We start from the raw sequence: 21,433 nt of genomic DNA, 5'->3' as shown, positions 1-21,433 counted from the left end.
TGACCATGAGGGTTCAGCAGGCAACCGCCGCCACGGGAAAGGCCCCGCTGCGGCGGGAGGTGGTTCCCACGGAGCTGGGTCCCTGCACGGTGCGGCTCCAGCAGGGTACCGGTGGCCGGCGTCCGGCGTCCGGCACAGCGGATGTCTACCTTCATGGCGCCGCGGGATCCTGGACTACCTTCCGGGCACTGCTTCCCGCGGCCTCGGCACACGACCGGGTGCTGATCGATCTTCCGGGCTGGGGTGAATCCACCACGGGTGCCCGGCTGGAAGATTTCGGCATCGAGGCGATGGCACGGGCTGTCACCGAGGTGCTGACCTCACTCGGCTACCGGCGCTGGAACCTGGTGGGCCACTCCATGGGAGGCTTCCTGGCATTGCACATTGCCGCGGTGCAGCCCGAACGGACCGCCAGCGTGGCCACCATTTCGGCCACCACATTCGGCGTTTCCGGGGCGGCCCGCAGGCCACTGCGCAGCCTGTTCACGTTCCCGGCGTTTGTTGGCATGCTGCTGGCCATGCGCTCCATGGCGGTCCTGGGTCCGGCAGGGTCGGCACTGGTCCGTGCAATCGGGGCCACCCCTGTGATGCGACCGCTGATGTCGCCATTCTTCGCAGAACCCGCAGCCATCCCCGCCGGGGTGCTCCGCGGGCTCGGCGACGACGCCCGGCCGGCAAGCTTCGCCGCGGCAGCCCGGGCCGCGGCGCACTACGATTTTGGCCAGTGGCGCGGCATCCGCTCCCCCGCCCTGGCGATCCGCGGGGACCGCGATGTATTCACGCCTCAGTCCGACCTGGTCCGGCTGGCCAGCATCATCCCGCACGTCCAGACGGTGACGATCCCGCGTTGCGGCCACTTCGCGAACCTCGAGCGGCCGCAGCAGGTGCAACGGCTGCTCGAAAACCTGCGGTCTCCCTGACGTGTCCGACGGCGGCTGGCCCCCTGCCCGTGGCAACGAATATCCAGTTGGATTGACCATTGACCGGCGATACTTACCGATATATCGTTAATTATCGCCGATTGATCGGCGACAACCAGGGAAACTCAACTGACATGGAAGGGCGATGCCGCTATGAAAGGCATTCACGACGACAAATTCACGGACGGCGGACCCGCGCTGGGACGCTTCGGGCGCGGCAGGAGCCGTCGCGGACCCCACGGACACGGCGGTTTCGGGCCGGGCCGCGGGTTTGGGCCAGGATTCGGACCGGGTTTCGGACCCGGATTTGGTCCCGGTTTCGGTCCCGGCGGTTCGCGGCGGGCCAACAGGGGCGATGTTCGTTCGGCGATTCTCTCCCTCCTGGCCGAATCACCGTCCAACGGCTACGGCCTGATCAAGACAATTGCCGATAAGACGGCGGGAGCCTGGCGTCCGAGCCCGGGGTCCGTCTACCCGACGCTCCAGCAGCTCGTTGATGAAGAGCTGATCGCGCCCGTGGGTGACGGCCGGCGCACCGAGTTCACACTCACGGACGCGGGCAAGGCCTATGTGGCCGATCACGCCGAGGAGCTGGGGAACGCGTGGAACACCGATCCTCAGGGATCCGGGCCGGCGTTTCACCAGAGCGTGGGAAAGCTCATGGGAGTCATCCACCAGTTCCGCTTCTCGGCAACCGAGGAACAACGCAATGCCGCGATGGAAGTAATCGATGACACCCGCCGCGCCCTCTACCGCATCCTCGCCGACTGACACCGCCGTTTACGGCAGCCCCCTTTTCTGGCCCTGACCCCTGCCAATGGTCCCTCCCGGAAATGACCCCGGCAACTCTATAGTTATAGCCACACCCCGCAGCGGGAAAAGAGCGATGATGCGCGGAATGGGCAGGCGCCAATCTGGCGGGCGCGGAATAGGTCTGATCGGGACCGTGTATCTGGCCATCGGCGTAGTGGTCGCCGCCACCCACGGCTATCTCGTGGCATGGAACATTCCCGGCAACATTCTGGAAGGCCTGGCGGCAATTATCCTCTGGCCGCTCGTGGCCATCTTCGGAGTCAATCTGCATACCTTGATCGCCTGATTTGGATTGTTGTCCCAAAGGCCGCATGGTGGCCCGGCCACCGCAAATGGTGATTAAACCTCTCCCCCACTTTCGGCACTTCTGTCCCTACAATTAACTGTGGCTTCCACGGCATTCACGTCGCGGAGGCGACCAAATAAGGAGGATCATCATGGGCCTGGGTGACAAGATCCACAATGCCGCCGAGAAGCTCCACGGCAAAGGCAAAGAGACAGCTGGCAAAGCCACCGGCGACGACAAGATGAAGGCCGAAGGCAAAAGCCACCAAGTCAAAGCAGACCTGAAGCAGGCTGGCGAAAAAGTCAAGGACGCCTTCAAGAAACACTGAAAACAGGCCGCCAGAGGCCGGGGCAGAGGTGCGGTCCGGATCGCATTTCCGCCCCGGCTTTTTGCCCACACCATCCGGGGGCTTTCCCCTAACGACGTAGGTCGAGCGCCTCAAGGAGCCGCTTGACAGATCCGCCGAGGTTCCACTCTGTGGCGAGGCGTTCAAGTTCGGCCCGCGAACCACCGAGGACAGGGTGCAGTTGCGCGCCCGCCTCCTCGAGCGTCGGCAGCTCCAGGTCCCGCACAATCTTCACGACGGCGGGCGCGACCGTGAGGTAGTCCGCAGCCGCGGCGAGTTTCGACCGCACGGAGGCGGACATCCCGCTTCCTGCGTCCGCGGCAGCCGCGAGCAGCCCGTCGAGCGTGCCGTACTCCCCAAGCAGCGTCGCGGCGGTTTTCTCGCCGATGCCGGCGACGCCCGGCAGCCCGTCAGAGCTGTCGCCGCGCAGGGTCGCGTAGTCGGCATACTGCCCGGGCAGCACGCGGTATTTACCGACGACGACGGCGTCGGTCAGGACTTCGAGGTTCCGCATCCCGCGCGCGGTGTAGATCACCCGCACCTGACGGGCGTCGTCGACGACCTGGAAGAGGTCGCGGTCGCCCGTCACCACGTCGACCGGAAGCTCGGCGTAGCTGGCGTAGGTGCCGATCACGTCGTCGGCCTCGTGTTCGGCAGCCCCGACGACGGCGATGCCGGCGAGCTCGAGCACCCGGCGGATCATTGGAATCTGCGCCTCGAGCGCGTCCGGCACCACCTCCGCATCGGGGGCGCCGGCCACGATCTCGGCAACTCGATGCGACTTGTAGCTTGGGATGAGGTCCACCCGCCACTGCGGACGCCAATCGTCGTCCCAGCACGCAATGAGATGCGTCGCGCCGTAGTCGGTGGTGAGCCGCGCGATCATGTCGAGCAGCCCGCGAACGGCGTTCACCGGGGTGCCGTCGGCGCGGCGGATCGTGTCGGGCACGCCGTAGAACGCGCGAAAGTACAGCGACGCGGTATCGAGCAGCATCAGGCGGTCGGTCATAACTGATCCTGACACGGATGCCCCCGCGGGTCAGGAGCGGAGCCGCAGGCCGCGAAGCTTTTTCCCTGCCTTGCGGCCTTTTTTCTCCGTTTTCCGGGCAATGCGTTCTTCCATCGCCAGCAAGCTCTCGATGCCGAGGTCGGTATCGGCGGGCCGGTCCGGGGTGGCCGCCAGTCTCTGCAGCAGGGCGGTCGCCATGACGCTGTCCTGATGGTCGCCGAGTACTGTCTGGAGCCGTCCAGCGGATTTTGTGAGCTTGGCGGCGCGTTTGCCGTGGATCTCCATGACCGATTCGCCCGCGTGCCGCAGCCGTTTGGCGTCTTTTCGGACCTCGTGCAGCGCCGTGTCGCGGGCGGTCCGGCCGGCTGAGCGTTTGACGGCCTTCCGGGAGCGCTCCACCCGTTTTGCTGCCTTGTTCACCAGCTTGGCCGTCACTTTGCGGGCGGGGCGGAAGGCGCGAGGCTTGGCCGGCGGGTGGTCCCGGAAGTCCTCCAGGGAGCCAAGGAGACGGAAATAGCGGTCGGTCCCGAGGGTCTCCAGGACGTTTCTGTAACCTGCGTCGTGGGCTGCGACCAGCTCCAGCTCGATCATCTGGTTCAAAGAGCCGGAGTGCTGTTCTTCGGGGAGTTCCAGGATGTGCTGGCGAAGCCGCTCCAGCATCACCTCGGCGTCGCGAGCCGGACCCAGGATCTGGCCCAGCCACTTCAGTTCAGCCTGGAGTTCCCGGGCCGCGGAGCGCTTGAAGAGTTTGCGATAGGTGGCCAGGGCGGAGCGCGCCCGGCGGGTCGCTGACCGCATCTTGTGGACAGAATCCGGTGTCCCCAGCCGCACGCCCGGATCATGGGCGATGTAGTCCTCGATCCGTGCGTCCATATAGGCCGTCACGACGTCGGCTGCCGGTCCCTTCTTGCGGAGTTTCTTCCGGGGTTTTCGGGTCCGGGGACTGAGTTCGGCCGGCCAGGCATCCCCAAAAGTACGGGCCAGTTTGGACGGATAGGAGGCCTGGGCCGCGCCCGTGGACGTCAGGGTTCCGGCGGCGGCGTCGAGGAACTCCCGGGGTCCGTGGACGAGTTCGAGCTCCCATTCACGCCAGTCGAGGGCCGGCCTTGGCGGCTGCAGGGCCTCGGCGTGGACATGGTCGTCGGCGAAGTCGGCCAGGTGCTCACCGAGAGGCCCGTAGAGCCGGTAGGTGGTGCGCCGCGTACTCAGCCGGGCGACAGGCACCAGTTCCTCGCCCCGCGTCAATACCTGCACATGAGCGGATAGTTCGTCCGGAACGGTCTCCGGCTGGCCCAGCGGGGCATGGATTTCCTCCCGCTGGTCGGTTCCGGCGGGAAGCTTGAGGTGCCACCCGGCGTCCGCTCCGCCCGTGCGCCGCCGCAGGGTCAGGCGCCGTGCGGCAAGTGCCAGGGACGGGGTGTCGAAGTACACAGCCTCAAGGTGATCCGTCACCGGCTCCGAAACGTCGTCCACACCCTCTATTTCCAGCAGGTCCGGAAGCGCTGAGGAGGTCTCGGCGTCGAACTTTTGTTCCGTCTCAAGTTTTCCCGTGGTCCCCATGGCGGGCTCCCCCTACTGGCACCGCTGGAACACGGACTTGATCTTCGGCGGGCGTGTCAGGCCGGCGCCTTGGCCAGTTCCGCCCAGCCCGATTCTAGGCCTGCGGGAACAGCCCGACCAGACCTCCGCGGCGCCCAGCAACGCTGGGCAGCCCGGTCCTGATAGGCGTAGGCTATCTATGCGTCCGCGCCGCACGCTGTGCCGCCCCCGGGCGTGCGTTCCAAGGCGCCGGAAGTCCCAGGACCGGACCGGTAAAGGAGCTGGCGTGGACACACGGAAGCTGAAGTATTTTCTGGCCGTCGTTGACCACGACGGCTTCAGCCGCGCCGCAGAGCACCTGCTCATCGCCCAGCCGTCTCTTTCACAGACAATCGCGGGCCTGGAAAAGGACCTCGGGGTGCCGCTCTTTCACCGCATCGGCCGCCGCGCGGTACTCAGCGAAGCAGGTAAAGAACTCGTCGGGCCGGCCCGGCTGGTCATGCGGGACCTGGATGCCGCGCAGTCCGCGGTGCAGGCGCTGCGGGGCGTGCGGAGCGGGCGGCTGGACATTATCACTATGCCCTCCCCCGGCATTGAGCCGCTCACGTCCATGATCGCCGAATACACCCGGGCCCATCCGTCGGTGCGGCTGAACGTCAGTGCCGCGTTCACGCCCGAGGAGGTCGTTGAATCCGTCCGCAGCGGCAGCACCGAAATCGGCTTGGCCGGATCCCCGAACCCCATGCGGGTCCAGGGCGTCCAGGTCCTGGAGCTCGAGCGCCAGCCGTTGATCCTCATCGTCAACCCGCAGGCGGACACGTTCGGTCCCGGGACGGCCATTCAGCGCGAGGATCTTGGCGGGCACCGGCTGATCGCAAGCCAGCGCGGATCCCTGATGCGCTGGCTGGTCGACGATGCCCTGGCCCGAGGCGTCAACACGGAAATCGTGGTGGAGGTCGCGCACCGGACCTCCATCCTGCCGCTGGTCCTGGCTGGGGTGGGCCACGCTGTGATGCCCTCATCCTGGGCGCCGCTGGCGCACAAGTCAGGGCTGCGGACCCTCCTGATCGAACCGGTGTCCCATCTCGACGTCGCCATCCTGAGCCGGAAGGACGACCTGACGCCCGCTGCCAAAGCCTTCCTGGCCGTGGCAGAACTGCATGCGGCGGCTAGGGGCGCGGAGGCCGTCGACCAATAGGTTGAGCCTATTTAGCGTATCGAATCTTGGTCTTGGACGGCGGCTGGTGCCGGGCCGTCTACTTGAAGAGGACAAGCAGTGTGACGCTGCTAACACACTCAACGAGGAGGTAGGCACATGAGCGCCACCCAGAAATTCAGCATCGCTTCCATCCCCGCCGACGGCGTCGGCAAGGAAGTTGTCTCCGCCGGCCGCCGCGTCCTGGACGCCCTTGCAGAGAATTCCGGCGGCAAGTTCGCCTTCGAATGGACCGAGTTCCCGTGGGGCTGCGGCTACTACGAAAAGACCGGCCAGATGATGGACCCGAACGGCCTGGAAGTCCTCAAGGACTTTGACGCCATCTACTTCGGCGCCGTCGGCTGGGAGAACGTCCCGGACCACATCAGCCTCTGGGGCCTGCGCCTGAACATCACGCAGAACTTCGACCAGTGGGCCAACATCCGCCCGGTAAAGTTCCTGCCCGGCATCCAGTCCCCGCTGCGAAAGGCCGATCACACCGAGCTCGACTGGATCGTGGTCCGCGAAAACAGCGAAGGCGAGTACGCCGGCCTGGGCGGACGGAACCTCAGCGGCCGCGGCCCCGGCAACGAGGTGGCCCTCCAGACGGCCCTGTTCACCGAAAAGGGCTGCGAGCGGATCATGCGCTTCGCCTTCGACCTCGCCCGGACCCGCACCGTGAAGAAGGTCTCCTCCGTCACCAAGTCCAACGCCCAGCAGTACGGCATGGTCCTTTGGGACGAAACCTTCCAGCGCGTGGCCCTGGACTACCCGGACGTGGCCACCGAAAGCGTCCTGGTCGACGCCATGAGCGCCAAGTTCATCCTGCATCCCGAAGACCTCTCCGTCGTCGTCGCCTCGAACCTGAACGCGGACATCCTCTCGGACCTCGGCTCGGCCCTGGCCGGAAGCCTCGGCCTGGCGGCCAGCGCGAACCTGAACCCGGAACGCCGCTTCCCGTCCATGTTCGAACCGGTCCACGGCTCCGCGCCGGACATCGCCGGCAAGGGCATCAGCAACCCGATCGGCGCGATCGCCAGCGCCGCGCTGATGCTGGACCACTTCGGCCTGCACGAGGAAGCCCGGCGCATCGAGGCCGCCATCGAGCAGACCACGGCCGCCGGCTACCTGACGCGCGACGTCGGCGGCGAGGCCAACACCGATGACGTCACCGACGCCATCATCAAGGCTCTCGCCCACACCCTGGCCACCGTCTAGCCAGACCCTGTTCGGGGCGGGCGGCGCCGCGCACCGTCGCCGCCGCCCGCCCGACGCAGCTCTTCATTCTTCAAGCACCACTGCCATTCACATTCCACAATGAGGTAGGAATCATGGGACCCATCACCACCCCGGGCGCGGTAACGCCGGCCCCCAAGACACGCTGGTACCGGCAGCTGTACTTCTGGGTATTGACCGGCATCGTCCTCGGCATTCTCGTGGGCTGGCTTGCGCCGGCGGCCGGCATCGCTCTGGAACCGATCGGCACCACCTTCGTCAACGCCATGAGAATGCTGATCGGTCCGATCGTGTTCCTGACCATCGTCGGCGGCATCGCCAGCGTCGCGGACCTGAAAAAGGTCGGCATGACCGGCCTGAAGGCCCTGACGTACTTCCAGATCGGCACGATCTTCGCCCTGCTCTTCGGCCTGGTCGCCATCAACATCTTCCGCCTCGGCGAGGGCGTCAACGCCGATGCCAGCACCATCAAGACCACGGACTCCGCGGCCAAGCTCATCGAAACCGGCGCCCACCAGGAGTGGTGGCAGTTCCTGACCCACATCATCCCCACCAGCATCGCCGCTCCCTTCGTGGAAGGCGACATCCTCCAGATCATCTTCATCGCCGTGATCTTCGGCATCGCCCTGAACGCCATGGGCAAAGTCGGGGCGCCCGTCCTGGACGGGGTCCAGCGCCTCACCGGGGTCATGTTCAAGATCCTGGGCTTCATCATGAAGGCCGCCCCGCTGGGTGCGTTCGGCGCGATGGCCTTCGCCGTCGGCAAGTACGGTGTCTCGTCCCTCTCCAGCATGGGCGGGCTGATCGCCCTCTTCTACGCCACCTCGATCCTGTTCGTCGTCGTGGTCCTCGGATCGGTCATGGCCTTCCTGAAGCTGAACATCTTCAAGATGATCCGCCACCTCAGAGAGGAGTACCTGCTCATCCTGGGCACCTCCACCGCCGAACCGGCGCTGCCGGGCCTGATGCGCAAGCTGGAGCACGCCGGGGTCAAGAAGGAAACGGTCGGGCTCGTTGTCCCCACCGGGTACAGCTTCAACCTCGACGGCGCCGCCATCTACCTGTCGCTGGCTGCCGTGTACATCGCCCAGGCCACCAACACCGAGCTGTCCATCGGCCAGCAGTTGGGCCTGATCGCGGTCATGCTGCTCACCTCCAAGGGCGCGGCCGGCGTCGCTGGCGGCGGCTTCATCGCCCTGACCGCCACCCTGGCCACCATCGGAACCATCCCGGCTGCCGGCATCATGCTCATCTTCGGTATCGACAAGTTCATGTCCGAATGCCGGGCCCTGGTGAACTTCACCGGCAACGCCGTCGCCACGCTGTTCATCGCCTGGTGGGACCGGACGCTGGACGCGGACCGTGTCCGCCGCGTCTTCAACGGCGAAGCGGTGGAACCGCTGCCCAGCGAGGATCCAACACCGCTCGACGAGTTCACGGACATCGCTGCCGACCTGACCGAGCACCACCACACACCCGGGGCCACCGACGCCACCCACGCAGAACCGGCCGCCGTCGACCTGGCGTCCAGCGAGGACCGCCACCCTGCCTACTCGAAAACCATCTGACATGGTCACCGCCTCTGCCCCGAAAAGCGTGCGGGCCCTGATCGCACCCGACAAGTTCAAAGGCAGCCTCACAGCCGGCGAAGTGGCCGATGCCCTGGCTGCAGGGCTCCGCTCCGCATCTGGTGTCACCGGCAGGGCCTGGACGATCCACTGCGAACTGCTTCCCTTGGCGGACGGAGGCGACGGCAGCGTCGACGCCGCCGTCGCCTCCGGCTTCACCCGGCACAGCTACACCGTCTCAGGACCCACCGGCCAGCCCGTCCAGGCCAGCATCGCGTTCGACGGCGCCACCGCCGTCGTCGAGGTGGCCAACACCTGCGGCCTAGGACTCCTGCCGGGCGGAATCCTTGATCCGCTGGGTGCCTCCAGCCGCGGCTTCGGCGAAGCGGTCCTGTTCGCCCTCAGCCTGAAACCGGCCAGGATCGTGCTGGCCCTGGGCGGCAGCGCCAGCACCGACGGCGGGATGGGAATGCTCACAGCCCTCGGGTACAGCTTCCGCGACGCCGACGGCCGCCAGCTCCACGGCAGCGGCGGTGCGCTGGCACACATCCACAGCATCCACCGGACCGCCCTCGCCGAACTGGCGGACACCGAGCTGGTCGTCGCCAGTGATGTCCACAACCCGTTGCTCGGCGCCCAGGGCGCGCCGGCGGTCTTCGGTCCCCAAAAGGGCGCCGGCCCGGAAAAGATCGCGGCCCTCGACAGAGGCCTCGGACATTTCGTCGCCCAGCTGGCGGCGGCGGGATTCGCCGATGCGGCCCGGTTGGCTGGGCGTCCAGGCGCCGGCAGCGCCGGCGGAATCGGCTACGCCTGCCTGCTGCTTGGGGCAAAGCAGGTCTCGGGCGCCGACTACTTCTTGGACCTGTTGGACTTCAATGCCCGCAAGGACACCTGCGACGTCGTCATTACCGGTGAAGGCAGCCTCGACGAGCAAACCCTGGCCGGGAAGCTGCCCGCCGCCGTCGCCCGGCGGTCCGGATCCCGTCCGATCATCGCCGTCGCCGGCCGCTCCCTCCTGCCCCGGGAACGGTGGGCCGAAATGGACCTCGCCCGGGTCTATACCTTGGCCGAGTACACGGACCAGGACTCATCCAAAGACCCCGAACTATCCGCCGCGCTGCTCCGCCGGATCGGCAAGGACATCGGCACGAGCCTGCTCTAGTCTTCAGTGCGGCGCCACGCCGAAACGCCCGCCCGGGTATACCCGGGCGGGCGTTCTTGGTCTCTCCGGAACGGCGCCCGGCACATGACCGACCGCTGCTAGCCGATCAGCGCCAGCACCGCTCCGGCCGCAACCACTCCGCCGGCTTCGGTGCGGACGTCAGTGACGGTACCGTCCCGGTGCGCGGAGATCTGGGTTTCCATCTTCATAGCTTCAAGGACCACCACCGGGTCCCCGGCCGAGACCTCGGCGCCGGGCTCGACGAGCCACTTCACCACGGTCCCGGACATGTCGGCGCGCAGCTCGCCCGGGTCTCCGGCTGCAGCACCGCCAGCGCCGTCGTCGGACGCTCCGTCCAGGGACACGCCGGCGGGCAAGGGACCGCCCGAGCGTGCCCAGCCGTCCAGCAAGTCGGCCGGCAGGCCGACGGCGAGGCGCCGTCCGTCCACGTCGACGGTGATGGTGCGGCGTTCGCCGTCGGGCGCGGTGGTGCTGTAATCGGGATCGGCGGAGATGGAGACGCTGTCCGCGAAGTCGGTTTCGATCCAGCGGGTGTGGATGCCCAGCCCGTCCTCGGACGTGAAGTCCGGGGACTCCAGCACGGCCCGGTGGAACGGCAGCACGGTGGCGACCCCGGTGATGCGCATTTCGGCGAGGGCCCGGCGGGCGCGGCGCAGGGCCTGCTGGCGGTCCGCGCCGGTCACGATCAGCTTCGCGAGCAGGGAATCGAACTGCGGGGCGACGAAGGACCCGGAGCGGACGCCGGTGTCGAGGCGGATGCCCGGGCCAGTGGGGCCGGCGAACTCGCCGATGGTCCCGGGTGAGGGTAGGAAGCCGCGGCCCACGTCCTCGGCGTTGAGCCGGAATTCGAAGGCGTGTCCGCGCGGCGCAGGGTCCTCGGACAGGCTCAGCGGCTCCCCCGCGGCGATCCGGAACTGTTCCTGGACGAGGTCGATCCCCGTGGTTTCCTCGGTGATGGGGTGCTCCACCTGGAGCCGGGTGTTGACCTCGAGGAATGCCACGGTGCCGTCCGCGGCGACCAGGAATTCCACCGTGCCGGCGCCGGAGTAGCCGGCTTCCCGGCAGACGGCCTTGGCAGCGTCGTAAATCAGCTTGGTCTGCTCTTCGCTGAGGAACGGCGCTGGTGCCTCCTCCAGGAGCTTCTGGTGCCGGCGCTGCAGGGAGCAGTCGCGGGTTCCGACGACGACGACATTGCCGTGCGCGTCCGCCAGGACCTGCGCTTCGACGTGGCGCGGACGGTCCAGGTAGCGCTCCACGAAGCACTCGCCGCGGCCGAAGGCGGCCACTGCTTCACGGATGGCGGAGTCGAAGGCTTCCTCCACCTCGTCAATGACCCGGACCACCTTCATGCCGCGGCCGCCGCCGCCGAATGCGGCCTTGATGGCGATCGGCAGGCCGTGCTGTTCGGCGAAGGCCCGGGCCTCGGCAGCAGTGTCGACGGGACCGTCGCTGCCGGCCACCAAGGGTGCGCCGGCCCGCACGGCCGCGTCGCGGGCCGTGATCTTGTTGCCGAGCAGCCGGATCGCGTCCGGCGTCGGACCGATCCAGGTCAGTCCGGCGTCCAGGACCGCCTGGGCAAAGTCGGCGTTCTCGGAGAGGAAGCCGTAGCCGGGGTGGACGGCGTCCGCTCCGGACTCGGCCGCCGCGGCGAGGAGTTTGGGGATGTTCAGGTAGGTGTCCGCGGGCGAGTTGCCGTCCAGGCTGAAGGCTTCATCGGCGGCGGAGACGTGCAGGGCGTCGGCGTCGATGTCGGCGTAGACAGCGACGGACGCCAGCTGCGCGTCGTCGCAGGCCCGGGCTATGCGGACCGCGATTTCTCCACGGTTGGCGATCAGGACCTTGCGCATCAGTTACTCGCTTCTTCTTCGGTGGTGGCGTGTTCGGTGGTGCGGTGTTCGGTGGCTTCGGGCTCGGCCGCGGCGGATTCGGCCCAGCGGAAGCGGATCTTGCCGCCGATGGGTACCTGCGCGGCGAGGTCCAGCTGGGAGTCGACCACCACGGCGATCACCGGGTAACCCCCGGTGATGGGATGGTCGGCCAGGAAGAGCACGGGCAGGCCCTCCGGCGGGACCTGCAGGGCGCCCGCCACGGTGCCTTCGCTGGGCAGTTCGCCCTGGCGGCTGCGCTGCAGCGGGGTCCCGTCAAGCCGCATGCCCACCCGGTTGGACTGCGGCAGCACGGACCAGTCCTGGGCGGTGAAAGAGTCCAGCGCCGCCTGATCGAACCAGTCGGCGCGGGGGCCGGGGACGACGTCGAGGACGGTCACCCCGGCGCCCGGGTAGTCCGGCTGCAGTTCCGGAGCCCCGACGACGCCGGATTCGGCCTCCCCGCCGGCGGCCAGCACCTCGCCGGCGGCCAGGGGCGCCGGGCCGATCCCGGACATCGTGTCCGTGGAGCGGCTGCCCAGCACCAGGGCTGCATCCACGCCGCCGCGGACCGCGAGATAGCTGCGGAAGCCGCTCTGCGGGGCGCCAAGGCTGAGCGTTTCGCCGTCGAGCAGCGCGAACGGGGTGGCCATCAGCACCGCGCGGTGCCACGTTTCGCCGGCGCTGTCCGGCGCCGACTCGATACTCAGTGCCGACGGTGCGCCGGTGACCGCCAGGACCTGGTCCGCCACGGCCTGGATCTTGAGCCCGCCGGCGACGGTCTCGATGGCGACGGTCTCAATGCCGGCTGCGCCGGGGGCGTTGCCGACAAGGCGGTTGGCCCGGCGCAGGGAGGCCCGGTCCAGTGCGCCGGCGGCGGAGACGCCCAGGCCGGAGTGGCCATGCCGACCCAGATCCTGGATCAGGCTCTGTATCCCGGGCGAAACGATCCGGAGTCCGCGGGCGACGTCCCCGCCAGCCGGCTGCGGCGCGGTGCCGGCGTTCTCGGCCGCAGGCGCCGCGGCTTTCTCCGCGACTGGCTCGGTGCCGAGCGTGACTGCGTCCCGGACCTGCCGGAACTGCACCCGGTGGCCGGGCGCCGCCAGGGCGGGCTGGTCCCGGCCCAGGTCCCACATCCGGGCGCTGGTGTGCCCGATCAGCTGCCAGCCGCCCGGGGAACGGCGCGGGTACACGGCCGAATAGTTGCCGGCCAGCGCCACGGAACCTGCGGGCACGGCGGTGCGCGGCGAGCTGCGCCGGGGCACTTCCAGCTGCTGGTTTTCCCCCACCATGTACCCGAAGCCGGGCGCGAAGCCGGCGAAGGCCACGGTCCAGACCTGGCCGGAATGGGCGGCGATCACGCCCTCCTTGCCGAGGCCGGTGAGCCGCCCGACCTCGGCGAGGTCTTCGCCGTCGTACACGGTGTCGATGACAATCAGCCCGCCGTCGAGCTGCACGGGTGCGGTGAGGTCGAGCTGAAGCAGCCGTGCGGCGATGCGCCGGGCCGAGGCCGGGGAATCGGCCTTGACCAGGACGGTCTCGGCCGCGGCCAGCACGTCCTGCTGGCCAGGCAGCGGCCTCTCCAGCAGCAGTGCCTGCAAGGCAAGCACGTCCTGGGTGCCGGAGAGCTCGGCCAGGACCGCGCGCGTTCCCACGGCCCGCACGGAGCGGACCTTGTGAACTGTTGCGTTCTCTACCTTCGGGGGTTCCCCTGCTGTCTCAATCACGAGGTGCCTCACTCATTGTGTGCCGGTGAAATTGTGCCGGTGGACAGGATCCGCTGAACCGGATCCGAAGGACTCAGGCGCGGGCTTCCTGCAGGAGCCGCTCTTCTTCGTCGGTATGCGGGTTGCGCCCGATGGCGAGCCCGATCACCGTCACGATCGAGGCGACCGCGAGGTAGCCGGCGATCAGGAACCAGTTGCCGCTGGCGGCGAAGAGAGCGGTGAAGACCAACGGCGCGATGGCGCCGCCGACCACGCCGGCCAGGGTGTAGGCCAGCGAGCTGCCGGCGTAGCGCAGCCGGGCCGGGAACTGTTCGGTGATGTAAGCGGCCTGCGGGCCGTACATGAAGGCGTGGAAGGCCAGCCCGATCACGATGCCGATGGTCAGCGTGAGGACCGACTTGTCCTGGATCATGACGAAGAACAGCGGGATGTAAACGGCGGTTCCGACGGCGGCGATGCCGTATACGAGGCGGCGGTTGATGCGGTCCGTGAGGGCGCCCGCCGCGGGGATCAGGACCAGCTGGAAGGCTGAGCCGATCAGGATGGCGGTCAGTACGTTGCTGGTGCTCATGCCCAGTTCCTTGGTGGCGTAGACGGCCATGAAGACGGTGAGCAGGGAGTACAGCACGTCCGGGCTGATGCGGGACAGGGCGGCGGACACGAGGGCGCGCGGCTCCTTGGTGAAGACCTCCTTGATGGGGGCCTTGGGCTGTTCGCCGTGGGCCTGGATGGCCTTGAAGACGGGGGTTTCCTCGAGCTTCAACCGGATCAGCAGGCCGAAGCCCACCAACACGGCCGAGGCGAGGAAGGCCACACGCCAGCCCCAGGAGAGGAAGTCTTCGTTGCTGAGGGTCGCGGCGAGCACGGCCAGGACGCCGTTGGCCATCAGGTTGCCGGCGGGCGGGCCGATCTGCGCGGCGGAAGACCAGAAGCCGCGCCGCTTGGCGTCGCCGAATTCGCTCGAGAGCAGGACGGCACCGCCCCACTCGCCGCCGACGCCGATGCCCTGCGCCAGGCGCAGCAACACGAGGATGATGGGAGCGGCTATACCGATGGTGGCGTAGCCCGGGAGCGCGCCGATCACCACCGTTGCGATGCCGATCAGCAGCAGGGTGGTCACGAGGACGTGCTTGCGGCCGATCTTGTCGCCGAGCCGGCCGAAGATCACGCCGCCGATGGGACGGGCGAGGTAGCCCACCGCAAAGGTCGAGAAGGACAGCAGCAGCCCGACGTATTCGTCGTTGCCCGGGAAGAAGACCTTGGGGAACACCAAGGCCGAGGCCACGGAATAGATCGCGAAGTCGTAGTACTCCAGCGAAGTGCCGGTGAGGCTCGCGACGTAGGCCTTGAGGGCACCTGGCGGGATCCTCCTCTTGCCGGCGGCCGGGGTGGCCTGATGCGGTGCTGCAGTCATGGTTTTCCTCCAGGTGTGCGGGTGCTGCCCGTTGCTTGGATTAAGGTACGGGTGATCCCGGCGGACCGGGAATGAAGCAGGTGAAACGTCTGCTTAGACGAACGCGGCGGTGGTGATGCCCGCGGCGTTGAGCGCTTCGCGGACAGCGGCGGCCATGGTGACGGCTCCCGGGGAGTCGCCGTGGACACAGATGCTCTCTGCATGGATCTTCAGGATGGAGCCGTCGATGGTGCGGACGGCGGAGTCGGTGGCCATTCGGAGGACATGCTCAGTGACGAGGGCGGGGTCCTCCAGCACGGCTCCGGGGAGCGTACGTGACACCAGGGTGCCGTCCGGGTTGTAGGCGCGGTCGGCAAAAGCTTCGGTGACCGCGCGGAGGCCGGCGGCCTCGGCGAGGCGCAGCACTTCCGAGCCCGGCAAGCCCAGGATCGGCAGGTTCGGGTCAACGGACTTCACGGCGTCGACGACGGCCTTCGCTTGGGCGGTGTGCGAGACGATGGCGTTGTAGAGCCCGCCGTGCGGCTTCACGTACCTGACCGTGCCGCCCTCGACGGCGGCCAGCGCCTGCAGCGCACCGATCTGGTAGACGACGTCGTCCGCCAGTTCGAGGGGATCGATGTCCAGGAAGCGGCGGCCGAACCCGGCCAGATCGCGGTAGCCGACGTGAGCGCCGATCACGACGCCGGCCGCAACCGCCTCGCGGCAGGTCCGGCGGATGACGCTGGGGTCACCCGCGTGGAATCCGCAAGCCACGTTGGCACTGGAGACAGAGCGGAACATCGCCGTGTCGTCGCCCAGGGTCCAGCGTCCGAAAGACTCGCCAACGTCGCTGTTCAGGTCAATGGTTGCCATTTGTGATCCTCGTCTCATGATAGCCCCCTACTAAGGATGCATCACTTTGGCCGATTGTTCAACAATCCGACGATTCAATTTTTGGACAATCGTGTAGATTCGGCTCCATGACGACTTCCGATGCTGCTGCCGGCTCCACTTTGGGCGCAGCCGCGGCGCGGCTGCGCGTGGCCGTTCCGTCCGTGGCGGACCGGGTGGCAGCCGAACTGCGCCTGCAACTGGCGGAAGGCCTGCTCCTGCCAGGAGCCAGGCTCACGGAATCGACCATCGCCGACGACCTGGGCGTTTCCCGCAACACGGTCCGCGAGGCCTTCGCCGAACTAGCGGCCGAGCGCCTGGTGGTCCGGCACCCGAACCGGGGCGTCTTCGTGGCCAGCCTGGAGGCTGGCGATATCCACGACGTCTACACGGTGCGCCGCGCCATTGAAGTCAGTGCGATCCGCGGCGGCGGCAGCCCGGAGCGGGTGGCGGCGGTCCGCGCGGCCGTGGAGGAGGGCAAAGCCGCCGCCGCCGCCAACGACGAAGAGGGCCTGGGCAGCGCCAACCAGCATTTCCACGGCGCGATCGTGGCCCTGGCAGGCAGCCGGCGGCTGGACACGATCATGTCCCAGGTCCTGGCCGAGATGCGGCTGTTCTTTCACAAGGCCACCGTGGACGCGCACTTCTACCGGGGCTACCTGCCGGACAACGAGGAAATTTGCAAAGCCCTGGAAGCCGGGGAGCTGGACCGCGCCGGTGAGCTGCTGCTGGCGTATTTGAACCGGTCAGAGGAACGCCAGACCGCCGTCCACGGCGAGTGAGCTGCAGCCGGACTGGGCCCGGTCCTGCGACCCGCATCCAGCCCGGCAACGCGCATCAGGCCTGGCCACCCGCATCCGGCTTGGCCACCGCATCCAGCCCCGCGACCCGCTTTCAGCCTGGCGACGCGCATCAGGCCCGGCTATCTGCGACCCGCGTTAGCCCTGGCGACCCGCATCCAGCCCTGCGACCCGCGTTAGCCCTGGCGACCCACATTCGGCCTGGCGTCGCGCACTCAGCCCTACGACGCGCATCCAGCTCTGCGACGCGCATCGGGCCTGGCGACGCGCATCCAGCTCTGCGACGCGCAGAATTCCTGCCGACACCTGTATTCCCGCATCGAGGGGAATTTTGCGCGTCGGCGAACACATCCCGCGTCGCCAGGCATATCCAGCATCGCAGGACATACTGCGCGTCGCTGAGCGCATTCACCGTCGCCGGACATTCGGTGCATCGCAGCCGGTCGCATTGGCCCCCCGTCGCGGTCGGCTCGGCTCCGCATCCTGGCCAGCATCACCCATTGACAGGTTGTAGCCAGCGCCACATACTTGTGGAACCGATTCCATGGAATCGATTCCACAAGACTTTTCAGAGCAGTTCAAAGGCGAAAGGCGCAGCAGTGACGGGACCTTCCATCACCATCAAGGACGTGGCAGCACTGGCCGGCGTCTCGTCCGCGACGGCGTCCAGGGTGCTGTCCGGAAACCCGGCAACGTCCGCGGAGTCGCGCCAGAAGGTGGCCGCCGCCGTCGCCGAGCTGGATTTTCACCCCAACGCCCAGGCACGCGCGCTCCGTTCCACCAGGACCAACGTCATCGGGCTGCTCCTCTCAGATATCCGTAACCCGTTCTTCGCCGATCTGGCCCACGCTGCCGAGCAGGCGGCCCTCGCGGAGGGGCTCGTAACCCTATTGGGGAACGCCAACGAGAGCATTCCGCAGCAGGACAGGTACCTGGACACCTTTATTTCGCAGCGCGTGGACGGCGTGATCGCCGCACCGCAGGGCGAAGGGAGCTCCAGCCTGCGCGCCGTGCTGGAACGGGGCATCCCCACGGTGTTCGTTGATCGGACCGTCGATGGCATCGACGTGCCGAGTGTGACCACCGACAGTGATTCCGGCATCCGCCAGGCCGTGGAGCACCTGGCCCGGCAGGGCCACGAGCGGGTCGGCTACATCGCCGGGCCCCAGACCACGTCCACCGGCCGGGACCGGCTCAAGTCCTTCTCCCGCGCGGCCCGCGAGTTCGGGCTCAGCGCCGATCCCGCCCTGACGTACTTCGGCGACTTCCAGTCAGCCAGCGGCTCGACCGGCGCGCACCACCTGCTGGGCCTCGCGCAGCCGCCAACTGCACTCCTAGCCGCCGACAGCCCCATGGCCGTCGGAGCGCTGGCCACCTTGAACCGGAAGGGCCTTCGCATCGGCCGGGACATGGCCCTCATAGCCTTCGACGACATCGAATGGTTTTCCCTGCTCGATCCGCCGCTGACTGTCATCTCCCACGACGTGGAGGCGATGGGCCGCACCGCGGTCAGGCTCCTGCTCGAGGTAATCGACGGGCACAAGCCGGAATCGGTCGTCCTCCCGAGCGAACTCATTGTCCGCGCCTCCTCGGGCACTGCAGATCCCAGCCTGGGGCGGCCGTGACAACAGCGCAGCCCTCCCGTCCGACCCCTCTGATTTGCGGCTTGGGGCACCGTCCGACACCACCGAAGGAGCAGGTCCAATGAGCACGGTTTTTGTGGTCGGAAGCCTCAATATCGACCAGAACATCCGCGTCCGTTCCCTCCCGCGGGCGGGTGAGACCGTCCGGGGCTCGGACGCAACTTTTAGCCCCGGGGGCAAGGGCGGCAACCAGGCCGTCGCGGCGGCCCGGGCCGGCGGCACAGTGAAATTCGCGGGCGCCGTCGGCGACGACGCGCATGGCCGGCGGATCCTTGAGGTTCTGTCCGAGGCCAGCATCGACGCCAGCCACGTGCGGGTCAGCGGCACCGCCGCCACAGGAACGGCGATCATCGCCGTCGACGACCAAGGCGAAAACCAGATCATCGTCAGTCCGGGCGCGAACTCCGGGCTCACCGCCGCCGACGTCGATGCGGGACTCGCCGCCGTCCAGGCGGGCGACGTCCTGGTTCTGCAGTTGGAGATCCCGACGGAGCTGGTCCGGCAGGCCGCGCGGACCGCGAAGAGCCGCGGCGCTTTCGTCATCCTCAACGCGGCCCCCGCTCCCCGGCAGATCGACGGCCTGCTCGACGACGTCGACCTCCTCGTGGTGAACGAACAGGAAATCCAGGTTCTAGCCGACCTCGCGGGCCTCGCCGGGATGCCCGGCAACCACCGGAACCTGGTCCAGACTCTTCCGCCTGTCCTGGGTCCGGCCATCGTCTGCACCGCCGGCGCGGAAGGGTCTTTCACAGTCCTCGACGGCAGTCTGGCGCACGTGCCGGCGGCCAAGGTAGACGCCAGGGACACCACGGGAGCCGGCGACACGTTCGTGGGCTACCTCGCCGCGTCCCTGGCCGGCAGCCACCGCGACCTGTCTGCCGCAATGGTCCACGCCACCCGCTCTTCGGCTCTCGCAGTCACGCGCACCGGCGCCATGGAATCGATTCCATGGGCCAATGAACTACCGGCGTTCGCGCCGAACCCCACGCCGAACCCAGCCAATCCGAACCCCACCAATCCCAGCCCTGTCGTTCCGAACTAAGGAGACCCATGAAAATCGCACTCGGCAACGACCACGCCGGCTTCCCCCTTAAATCGTTTGTCCAGTCGGTCCTGGAGGACCTCGGCCATGAGGTCATCGACCGCGGCGCGCCCAGCGAGGCGCCGGTCGATTTCCCGGACATCACCCGAGCCACCTGCGATCTGGTCCGCTCCGGCGAGGCCGAGCGCGCCGTACTGGTCTGCGGCACCGGAGTCGGGGCGGTGATGGCGGCCAACAAGATCCCGGGCATCCGCTGCGCCCTGGGACACGACGTCTATTCCGCCCACCAGAGTGTGGAGCACGACGACGCGAACGCCATCGCCATGGGCGCCTGGCTAATCGGCAGGGCCGCCGCCAAGGAAGTCCTCCAGTCCTTCCTCGACGCGAAATTCGACAACGACGAGGACACCATCCGGCGCGTCCAAAAGCTGCGCGAAATGGAGCTCGAGGGAGCACGGGAACTGGCCGCCGAAATCTGACCCGGACGGCACCGCACCACTAATCGTTTACCTGGCCTTCGGCATGCCGCCCAAGGCTGTCCAGCAATATCAAAGGAGATATAGAACATGACGGCAGCAATCACGGACCGGCCGCGCCAGGCCGCCCACGGTTCACCCGGAAAGATCAAGACCGCCATGGCTTCGGCCGCCGGCACGTGCGTGGAAAACTACGACTTTGTCGCCTACGGCACGGCCGCGGCCCTGTACTTCGGCAAGGTCTTCTTCCCCAACACGGACCCCGTGGTCGGAACACTTCTGGCCTTCGCCACCCTGGCGGTGGGCTTCCTGATGCGGCCCATCGGCGGAGCCGTCGGCGGCTACCTCGGCGACAAGTACGGCCGCAAGCCCGTGCTGGTCGGCGCGCTGTTGACCATGGGCATCGCCACCGTCCTGATCGGCTGCCTCCCCACGTACGGCCAGGTCGGCATCCTCGCACCCATCCTGCTGGTCATCATCCGGATGATCCAGGGCCTGGCCTTCGGTGCTGAATGGGGCGGCGCCGTCATGATGACGTTCGAGCACGCACCATGGAAGAAGCGCGGCCGTTTCGCGGCCATCCCGCAGGCGGGCAACCCGCTGGGCATCACCCTGGCCAACGCTGCGTTCCTGCTCTCCGCCTCCCTGCAGACCGACTGGGCCTGGCGGCTGCCGTTCCTCGCCAGCTCCGTCCTGATCGTCGTCGGCCTGGTTGTCCGTATGAAGCTTGAGGAATCCCCCGAGTTCGAACACACCAAGGCCATGGGCGCGATCGTCAAGAACCCGCTTGCCACCGTGGTCAAGAACGACTGGCGGAACATCCTGCGGGTGATCTCCCTGCGGATCGTGGAGAGCTGCGCGTACTACGTCACGGCCACCTACCTGCTCTCCTACATCACGAAGAACAACCCAGACGACCGGGCCATCGGGCTTACCGGCATTGTGATCGCCAGCCTTCTTGCCATCCCGGTCACGCTGGTCGCCGGCGCGCTCACCGACCGCATCGGCCGCCGCAAGCTCTACCTCGGCGGAACCATCGCCGTCATTGTCTTCGGCTTCCCGATGTTCCTGCTCAGCAATACCGGCAACCCGTTCCTGATCGTCCTGGCGTTCGTGATCGGCATCGGCATCATCCACGCGACGTTTACCGGCACGCAGGGCGCCTGGTTCGCGGAGCTGTTCCGGACCAACACCAGGACGTCCGGCGCCTCCATCGGGTACCAGGTTGCCGCCTCCATTTCCGGATTCGCGCCCTTCCTGGCCGTGCTCCTGGCCTCCGTCTTCGGGTGGGCCGGGGGTGCCTCGCTGTACGTCCTGGTGGGTGTCATTGGCCTGATCGGCGTGCTGAACACCCGCGAAACCTGGGGCGCCAAGGAGAAGGCTGAAGTCGACGCCATCATCGCCGGCGAACCGGCAGCTGCAGCGGAGGACCAGCCGGCGGCGTCGGCCGCCCGCTAGCGGCACAGTGAATACCCCCGCAAGAAAGAGCGACCCGGGTTGG

At 67.7% G+C, this 21,433-nt stretch carries 19 protein-coding genes; 13 read left to right on the top strand and 6 right to left on the bottom strand.

What is annotated here, in order from left to right; genetic code table 11:
• Window positions 1-5: 5 nt before the first annotated feature.
• From M2428_RS06905 to M2428_RS06890, 4 genes are all read left to right on the top strand, one after another.
• A complete protein-coding gene (locus M2428_RS06905; protein ID WP_277525052.1) occupies window positions 6-920 on the top strand; it encodes an alpha/beta hydrolase in 915 nt (304 codons plus the stop codon).
• Between the two features lie 153 nt (window positions 921-1,073).
• On the top strand, window positions 1,074-1,691 hold the full coding sequence (locus M2428_RS06900; protein ID WP_277525050.1) for a PadR family transcriptional regulator: 618 nt from the start codon (window positions 1,074-1,076) through the stop codon (window positions 1,689-1,691).
• A 175-nt stretch (window positions 1,692-1,866) separates the two neighbouring features.
• A complete protein-coding gene (locus M2428_RS06895) occupies window positions 1,867-2,019 on the top strand; it encodes a hypothetical protein (protein WP_277525049.1) in 153 nt (50 codons plus the stop codon).
• Window positions 2,020-2,170: 151 nt separating this feature from the next.
• Entirely contained in the window at window positions 2,171-2,347 is a 177-nt protein-coding gene (locus M2428_RS06890) for a CsbD family protein (RefSeq protein ID WP_090583097.1), read from the top strand.
• Window positions 2,348-2,435: 88 nt separating this feature from the next.
• Here M2428_RS06890 and M2428_RS06885 read toward each other — a convergent pair whose 3' ends face one another.
• Window positions 2,436-3,374, bottom strand: a complete 939-nt coding sequence (locus M2428_RS06885) for a 5'-3' exonuclease (protein WP_277525046.1) — start codon at window positions 3,372-3,374, stop codon at window positions 2,436-2,438.
• 30 nt (window positions 3,375-3,404) lie between these two features.
• Window positions 3,405-4,934, bottom strand: coding sequence for a CYTH and CHAD domain-containing protein (locus M2428_RS06880; RefSeq protein WP_277525044.1), 1,530 nt, complete (start codon window positions 4,932-4,934; stop codon window positions 3,405-3,407).
• A gap of 265 nt (window positions 4,935-5,199) precedes the next feature.
• Between M2428_RS06880 and M2428_RS06875 the strand changes: the two genes are divergently transcribed.
• From M2428_RS06875 to M2428_RS06860, 4 genes are all read left to right on the top strand, one after another.
• The gene (locus M2428_RS06875; RefSeq protein ID WP_277525042.1) at window positions 5,200-6,111 is read left to right on the top strand and encodes a LysR family transcriptional regulator; all 912 of its coding nucleotides are present in this window, start codon (window positions 5,200-5,202) and stop codon (window positions 6,109-6,111) included.
• Between the two features lie 117 nt (window positions 6,112-6,228).
• Complete coding sequence (locus M2428_RS06870; protein WP_277525041.1) at window positions 6,229-7,326, top strand: tartrate dehydrogenase; 1,098 nt, start codon at window positions 6,229-6,231, stop codon at window positions 7,324-7,326.
• Between the two features lie 113 nt (window positions 7,327-7,439).
• Window positions 7,440-8,912, top strand: a complete 1,473-nt coding sequence (gene dctA, locus M2428_RS06865) for a C4-dicarboxylate transporter DctA (protein ID WP_277525039.1) — start codon at window positions 7,440-7,442, stop codon at window positions 8,910-8,912.
• A gap of 1 nt (window position 8,913) precedes the next feature.
• Window positions 8,914-10,074, top strand: coding sequence for a glycerate kinase (locus tag M2428_RS06860; protein WP_277525037.1), 1,161 nt, complete (start codon window positions 8,914-8,916; stop codon window positions 10,072-10,074).
• A 98-nt stretch (window positions 10,075-10,172) separates the two neighbouring features.
• Here the strand turns inward: M2428_RS06860 and M2428_RS06855 are convergent, their stop codons facing one another.
• The 4 genes from M2428_RS06855 to M2428_RS06840 form a co-directional block, all read right to left on the bottom strand.
• Entirely contained in the window at window positions 10,173-11,942 is a 1,770-nt protein-coding gene (locus tag M2428_RS06855) for a biotin carboxylase N-terminal domain-containing protein (protein ID WP_277525035.1), read from the bottom strand.
• Entirely contained in the window at window positions 11,942-13,687 is a 1,746-nt protein-coding gene (locus M2428_RS06850; protein WP_277525033.1) for a 5-oxoprolinase/urea amidolyase family protein, read from the bottom strand. Before M2428_RS06850 ends, M2428_RS06855 begins: the two co-directional genes overlap by 1 nt.
• A gap of 73 nt (window positions 13,688-13,760) precedes the next feature.
• Window positions 13,761-15,101 (bottom strand): MFS transporter, encoded by a 1,341-nt coding sequence (locus tag M2428_RS06845; RefSeq protein ID WP_277525031.1) that lies wholly within the window; start codon window positions 15,099-15,101, stop codon window positions 13,761-13,763.
• A gap of 93 nt (window positions 15,102-15,194) precedes the next feature.
• Window positions 15,195-15,953 (bottom strand): 5-oxoprolinase subunit PxpA, encoded by a 759-nt coding sequence (locus M2428_RS06840; RefSeq protein ID WP_277525030.1) that lies wholly within the window; start codon window positions 15,951-15,953, stop codon window positions 15,195-15,197.
• 107 nt (window positions 15,954-16,060) lie between these two features.
• On the opposite strand from M2428_RS06840, the gene M2428_RS06835 reads away from it, so the two are divergent.
• From M2428_RS06835 to M2428_RS06815, 5 genes are all read left to right on the top strand, one after another.
• Window positions 16,061-16,753 (top strand): GntR family transcriptional regulator, encoded by a 693-nt coding sequence (locus tag M2428_RS06835; protein WP_277525028.1) that lies wholly within the window; start codon window positions 16,061-16,063, stop codon window positions 16,751-16,753.
• A 617-nt stretch (window positions 16,754-17,370) separates the two neighbouring features.
• Entirely contained in the window at window positions 17,371-18,396 is a 1,026-nt protein-coding gene (locus M2428_RS06830; RefSeq protein WP_277525026.1) for a LacI family DNA-binding transcriptional regulator, read from the top strand.
• Between the two features lie 79 nt (window positions 18,397-18,475).
• On the top strand, window positions 18,476-19,456 hold the full coding sequence (locus tag M2428_RS06825; RefSeq protein WP_277525024.1) for a ribokinase: 981 nt from the start codon (window positions 18,476-18,478) through the stop codon (window positions 19,454-19,456).
• 8 nt (window positions 19,457-19,464) lie between these two features.
• A complete protein-coding gene (locus tag M2428_RS06820) occupies window positions 19,465-19,935 on the top strand; it encodes an RpiB/LacA/LacB family sugar-phosphate isomerase (RefSeq protein ID WP_277525022.1) in 471 nt (156 codons plus the stop codon).
• 87 nt (window positions 19,936-20,022) lie between these two features.
• On the top strand, window positions 20,023-21,390 hold the full coding sequence (locus M2428_RS06815; protein ID WP_277525020.1) for an MFS transporter: 1,368 nt from the start codon (window positions 20,023-20,025) through the stop codon (window positions 21,388-21,390).
• The last annotated feature ends 43 nt before the right edge of the window (window positions 21,391-21,433 follow it).

Source organism: Arthrobacter sp. ES3-54 (assembly GCF_029504395.1).
GTDB lineage: Bacteria > Actinomycetota > Actinomycetes > Actinomycetales > Micrococcaceae > Arthrobacter.
This window is presented reverse-complemented; position numbering and strand designations above follow the sequence as displayed.

Excerpts from the sequence above, each read along its gene's own strand:
- M2428_RS06870 (WP_277525041.1), top strand. The coding sequence starts at position 6,229 with ATGAGCGCCACCCAGAAATTCAGCATCGCTTCCATCCCCGCCGACGGC.
- M2428_RS06900 (WP_277525050.1), top strand. The coding sequence starts at position 1,074 with ATGAAAGGCATTCACGACGACAAATTCACGGACGGCGGACCCGCGCTG.
- M2428_RS06835 (WP_277525028.1), top strand. The coding sequence starts at position 16,061 with ATGACGACTTCCGATGCTGCTGCCGGCTCCACTTTGGGCGCAGCCGCG.
- M2428_RS06815 (WP_277525020.1), top strand. The coding sequence starts at position 20,023 with ATGACGGCAGCAATCACGGACCGGCCGCGCCAGGCCGCCCACGGTTCA.
- M2428_RS06840 (WP_277525030.1), bottom strand. The coding sequence starts at position 15,953 with ATGGCAACCATTGACCTGAACAGCGACGTTGGCGAGTCTTTCGGACGC.
- M2428_RS06890 (WP_090583097.1), top strand. The coding sequence starts at position 2,171 with ATGGGCCTGGGTGACAAGATCCACAATGCCGCCGAGAAGCTCCACGGC.
- M2428_RS06885 (WP_277525046.1), bottom strand. The coding sequence starts at position 3,374 with ATGACCGACCGCCTGATGCTGCTCGATACCGCGTCGCTGTACTTTCGC.
- dctA (WP_277525039.1), top strand. The coding sequence starts at position 7,440 with ATGGGACCCATCACCACCCCGGGCGCGGTAACGCCGGCCCCCAAGACA.
- M2428_RS06905 (WP_277525052.1), top strand. The coding sequence starts at position 6 with ATGAGGGTTCAGCAGGCAACCGCCGCCACGGGAAAGGCCCCGCTGCGG.
- M2428_RS06880 (WP_277525044.1), bottom strand. The coding sequence starts at position 4,934 with ATGGGGACCACGGGAAAACTTGAGACGGAACAAAAGTTCGACGCCGAG.
- M2428_RS06820 (WP_277525022.1), top strand. The coding sequence starts at position 19,465 with ATGAAAATCGCACTCGGCAACGACCACGCCGGCTTCCCCCTTAAATCG.
- M2428_RS06860 (WP_277525037.1), top strand. The coding sequence starts at position 8,914 with ATGGTCACCGCCTCTGCCCCGAAAAGCGTGCGGGCCCTGATCGCACCC.
- M2428_RS06855 (WP_277525035.1), bottom strand. The coding sequence starts at position 11,942 with ATGCGCAAGGTCCTGATCGCCAACCGTGGAGAAATCGCGGTCCGCATA.
- M2428_RS06825 (WP_277525024.1), top strand. The coding sequence starts at position 18,476 with ATGAGCACGGTTTTTGTGGTCGGAAGCCTCAATATCGACCAGAACATC.
- M2428_RS06845 (WP_277525031.1), bottom strand. The coding sequence starts at position 15,101 with ATGACTGCAGCACCGCATCAGGCCACCCCGGCCGCCGGCAAGAGGAGG.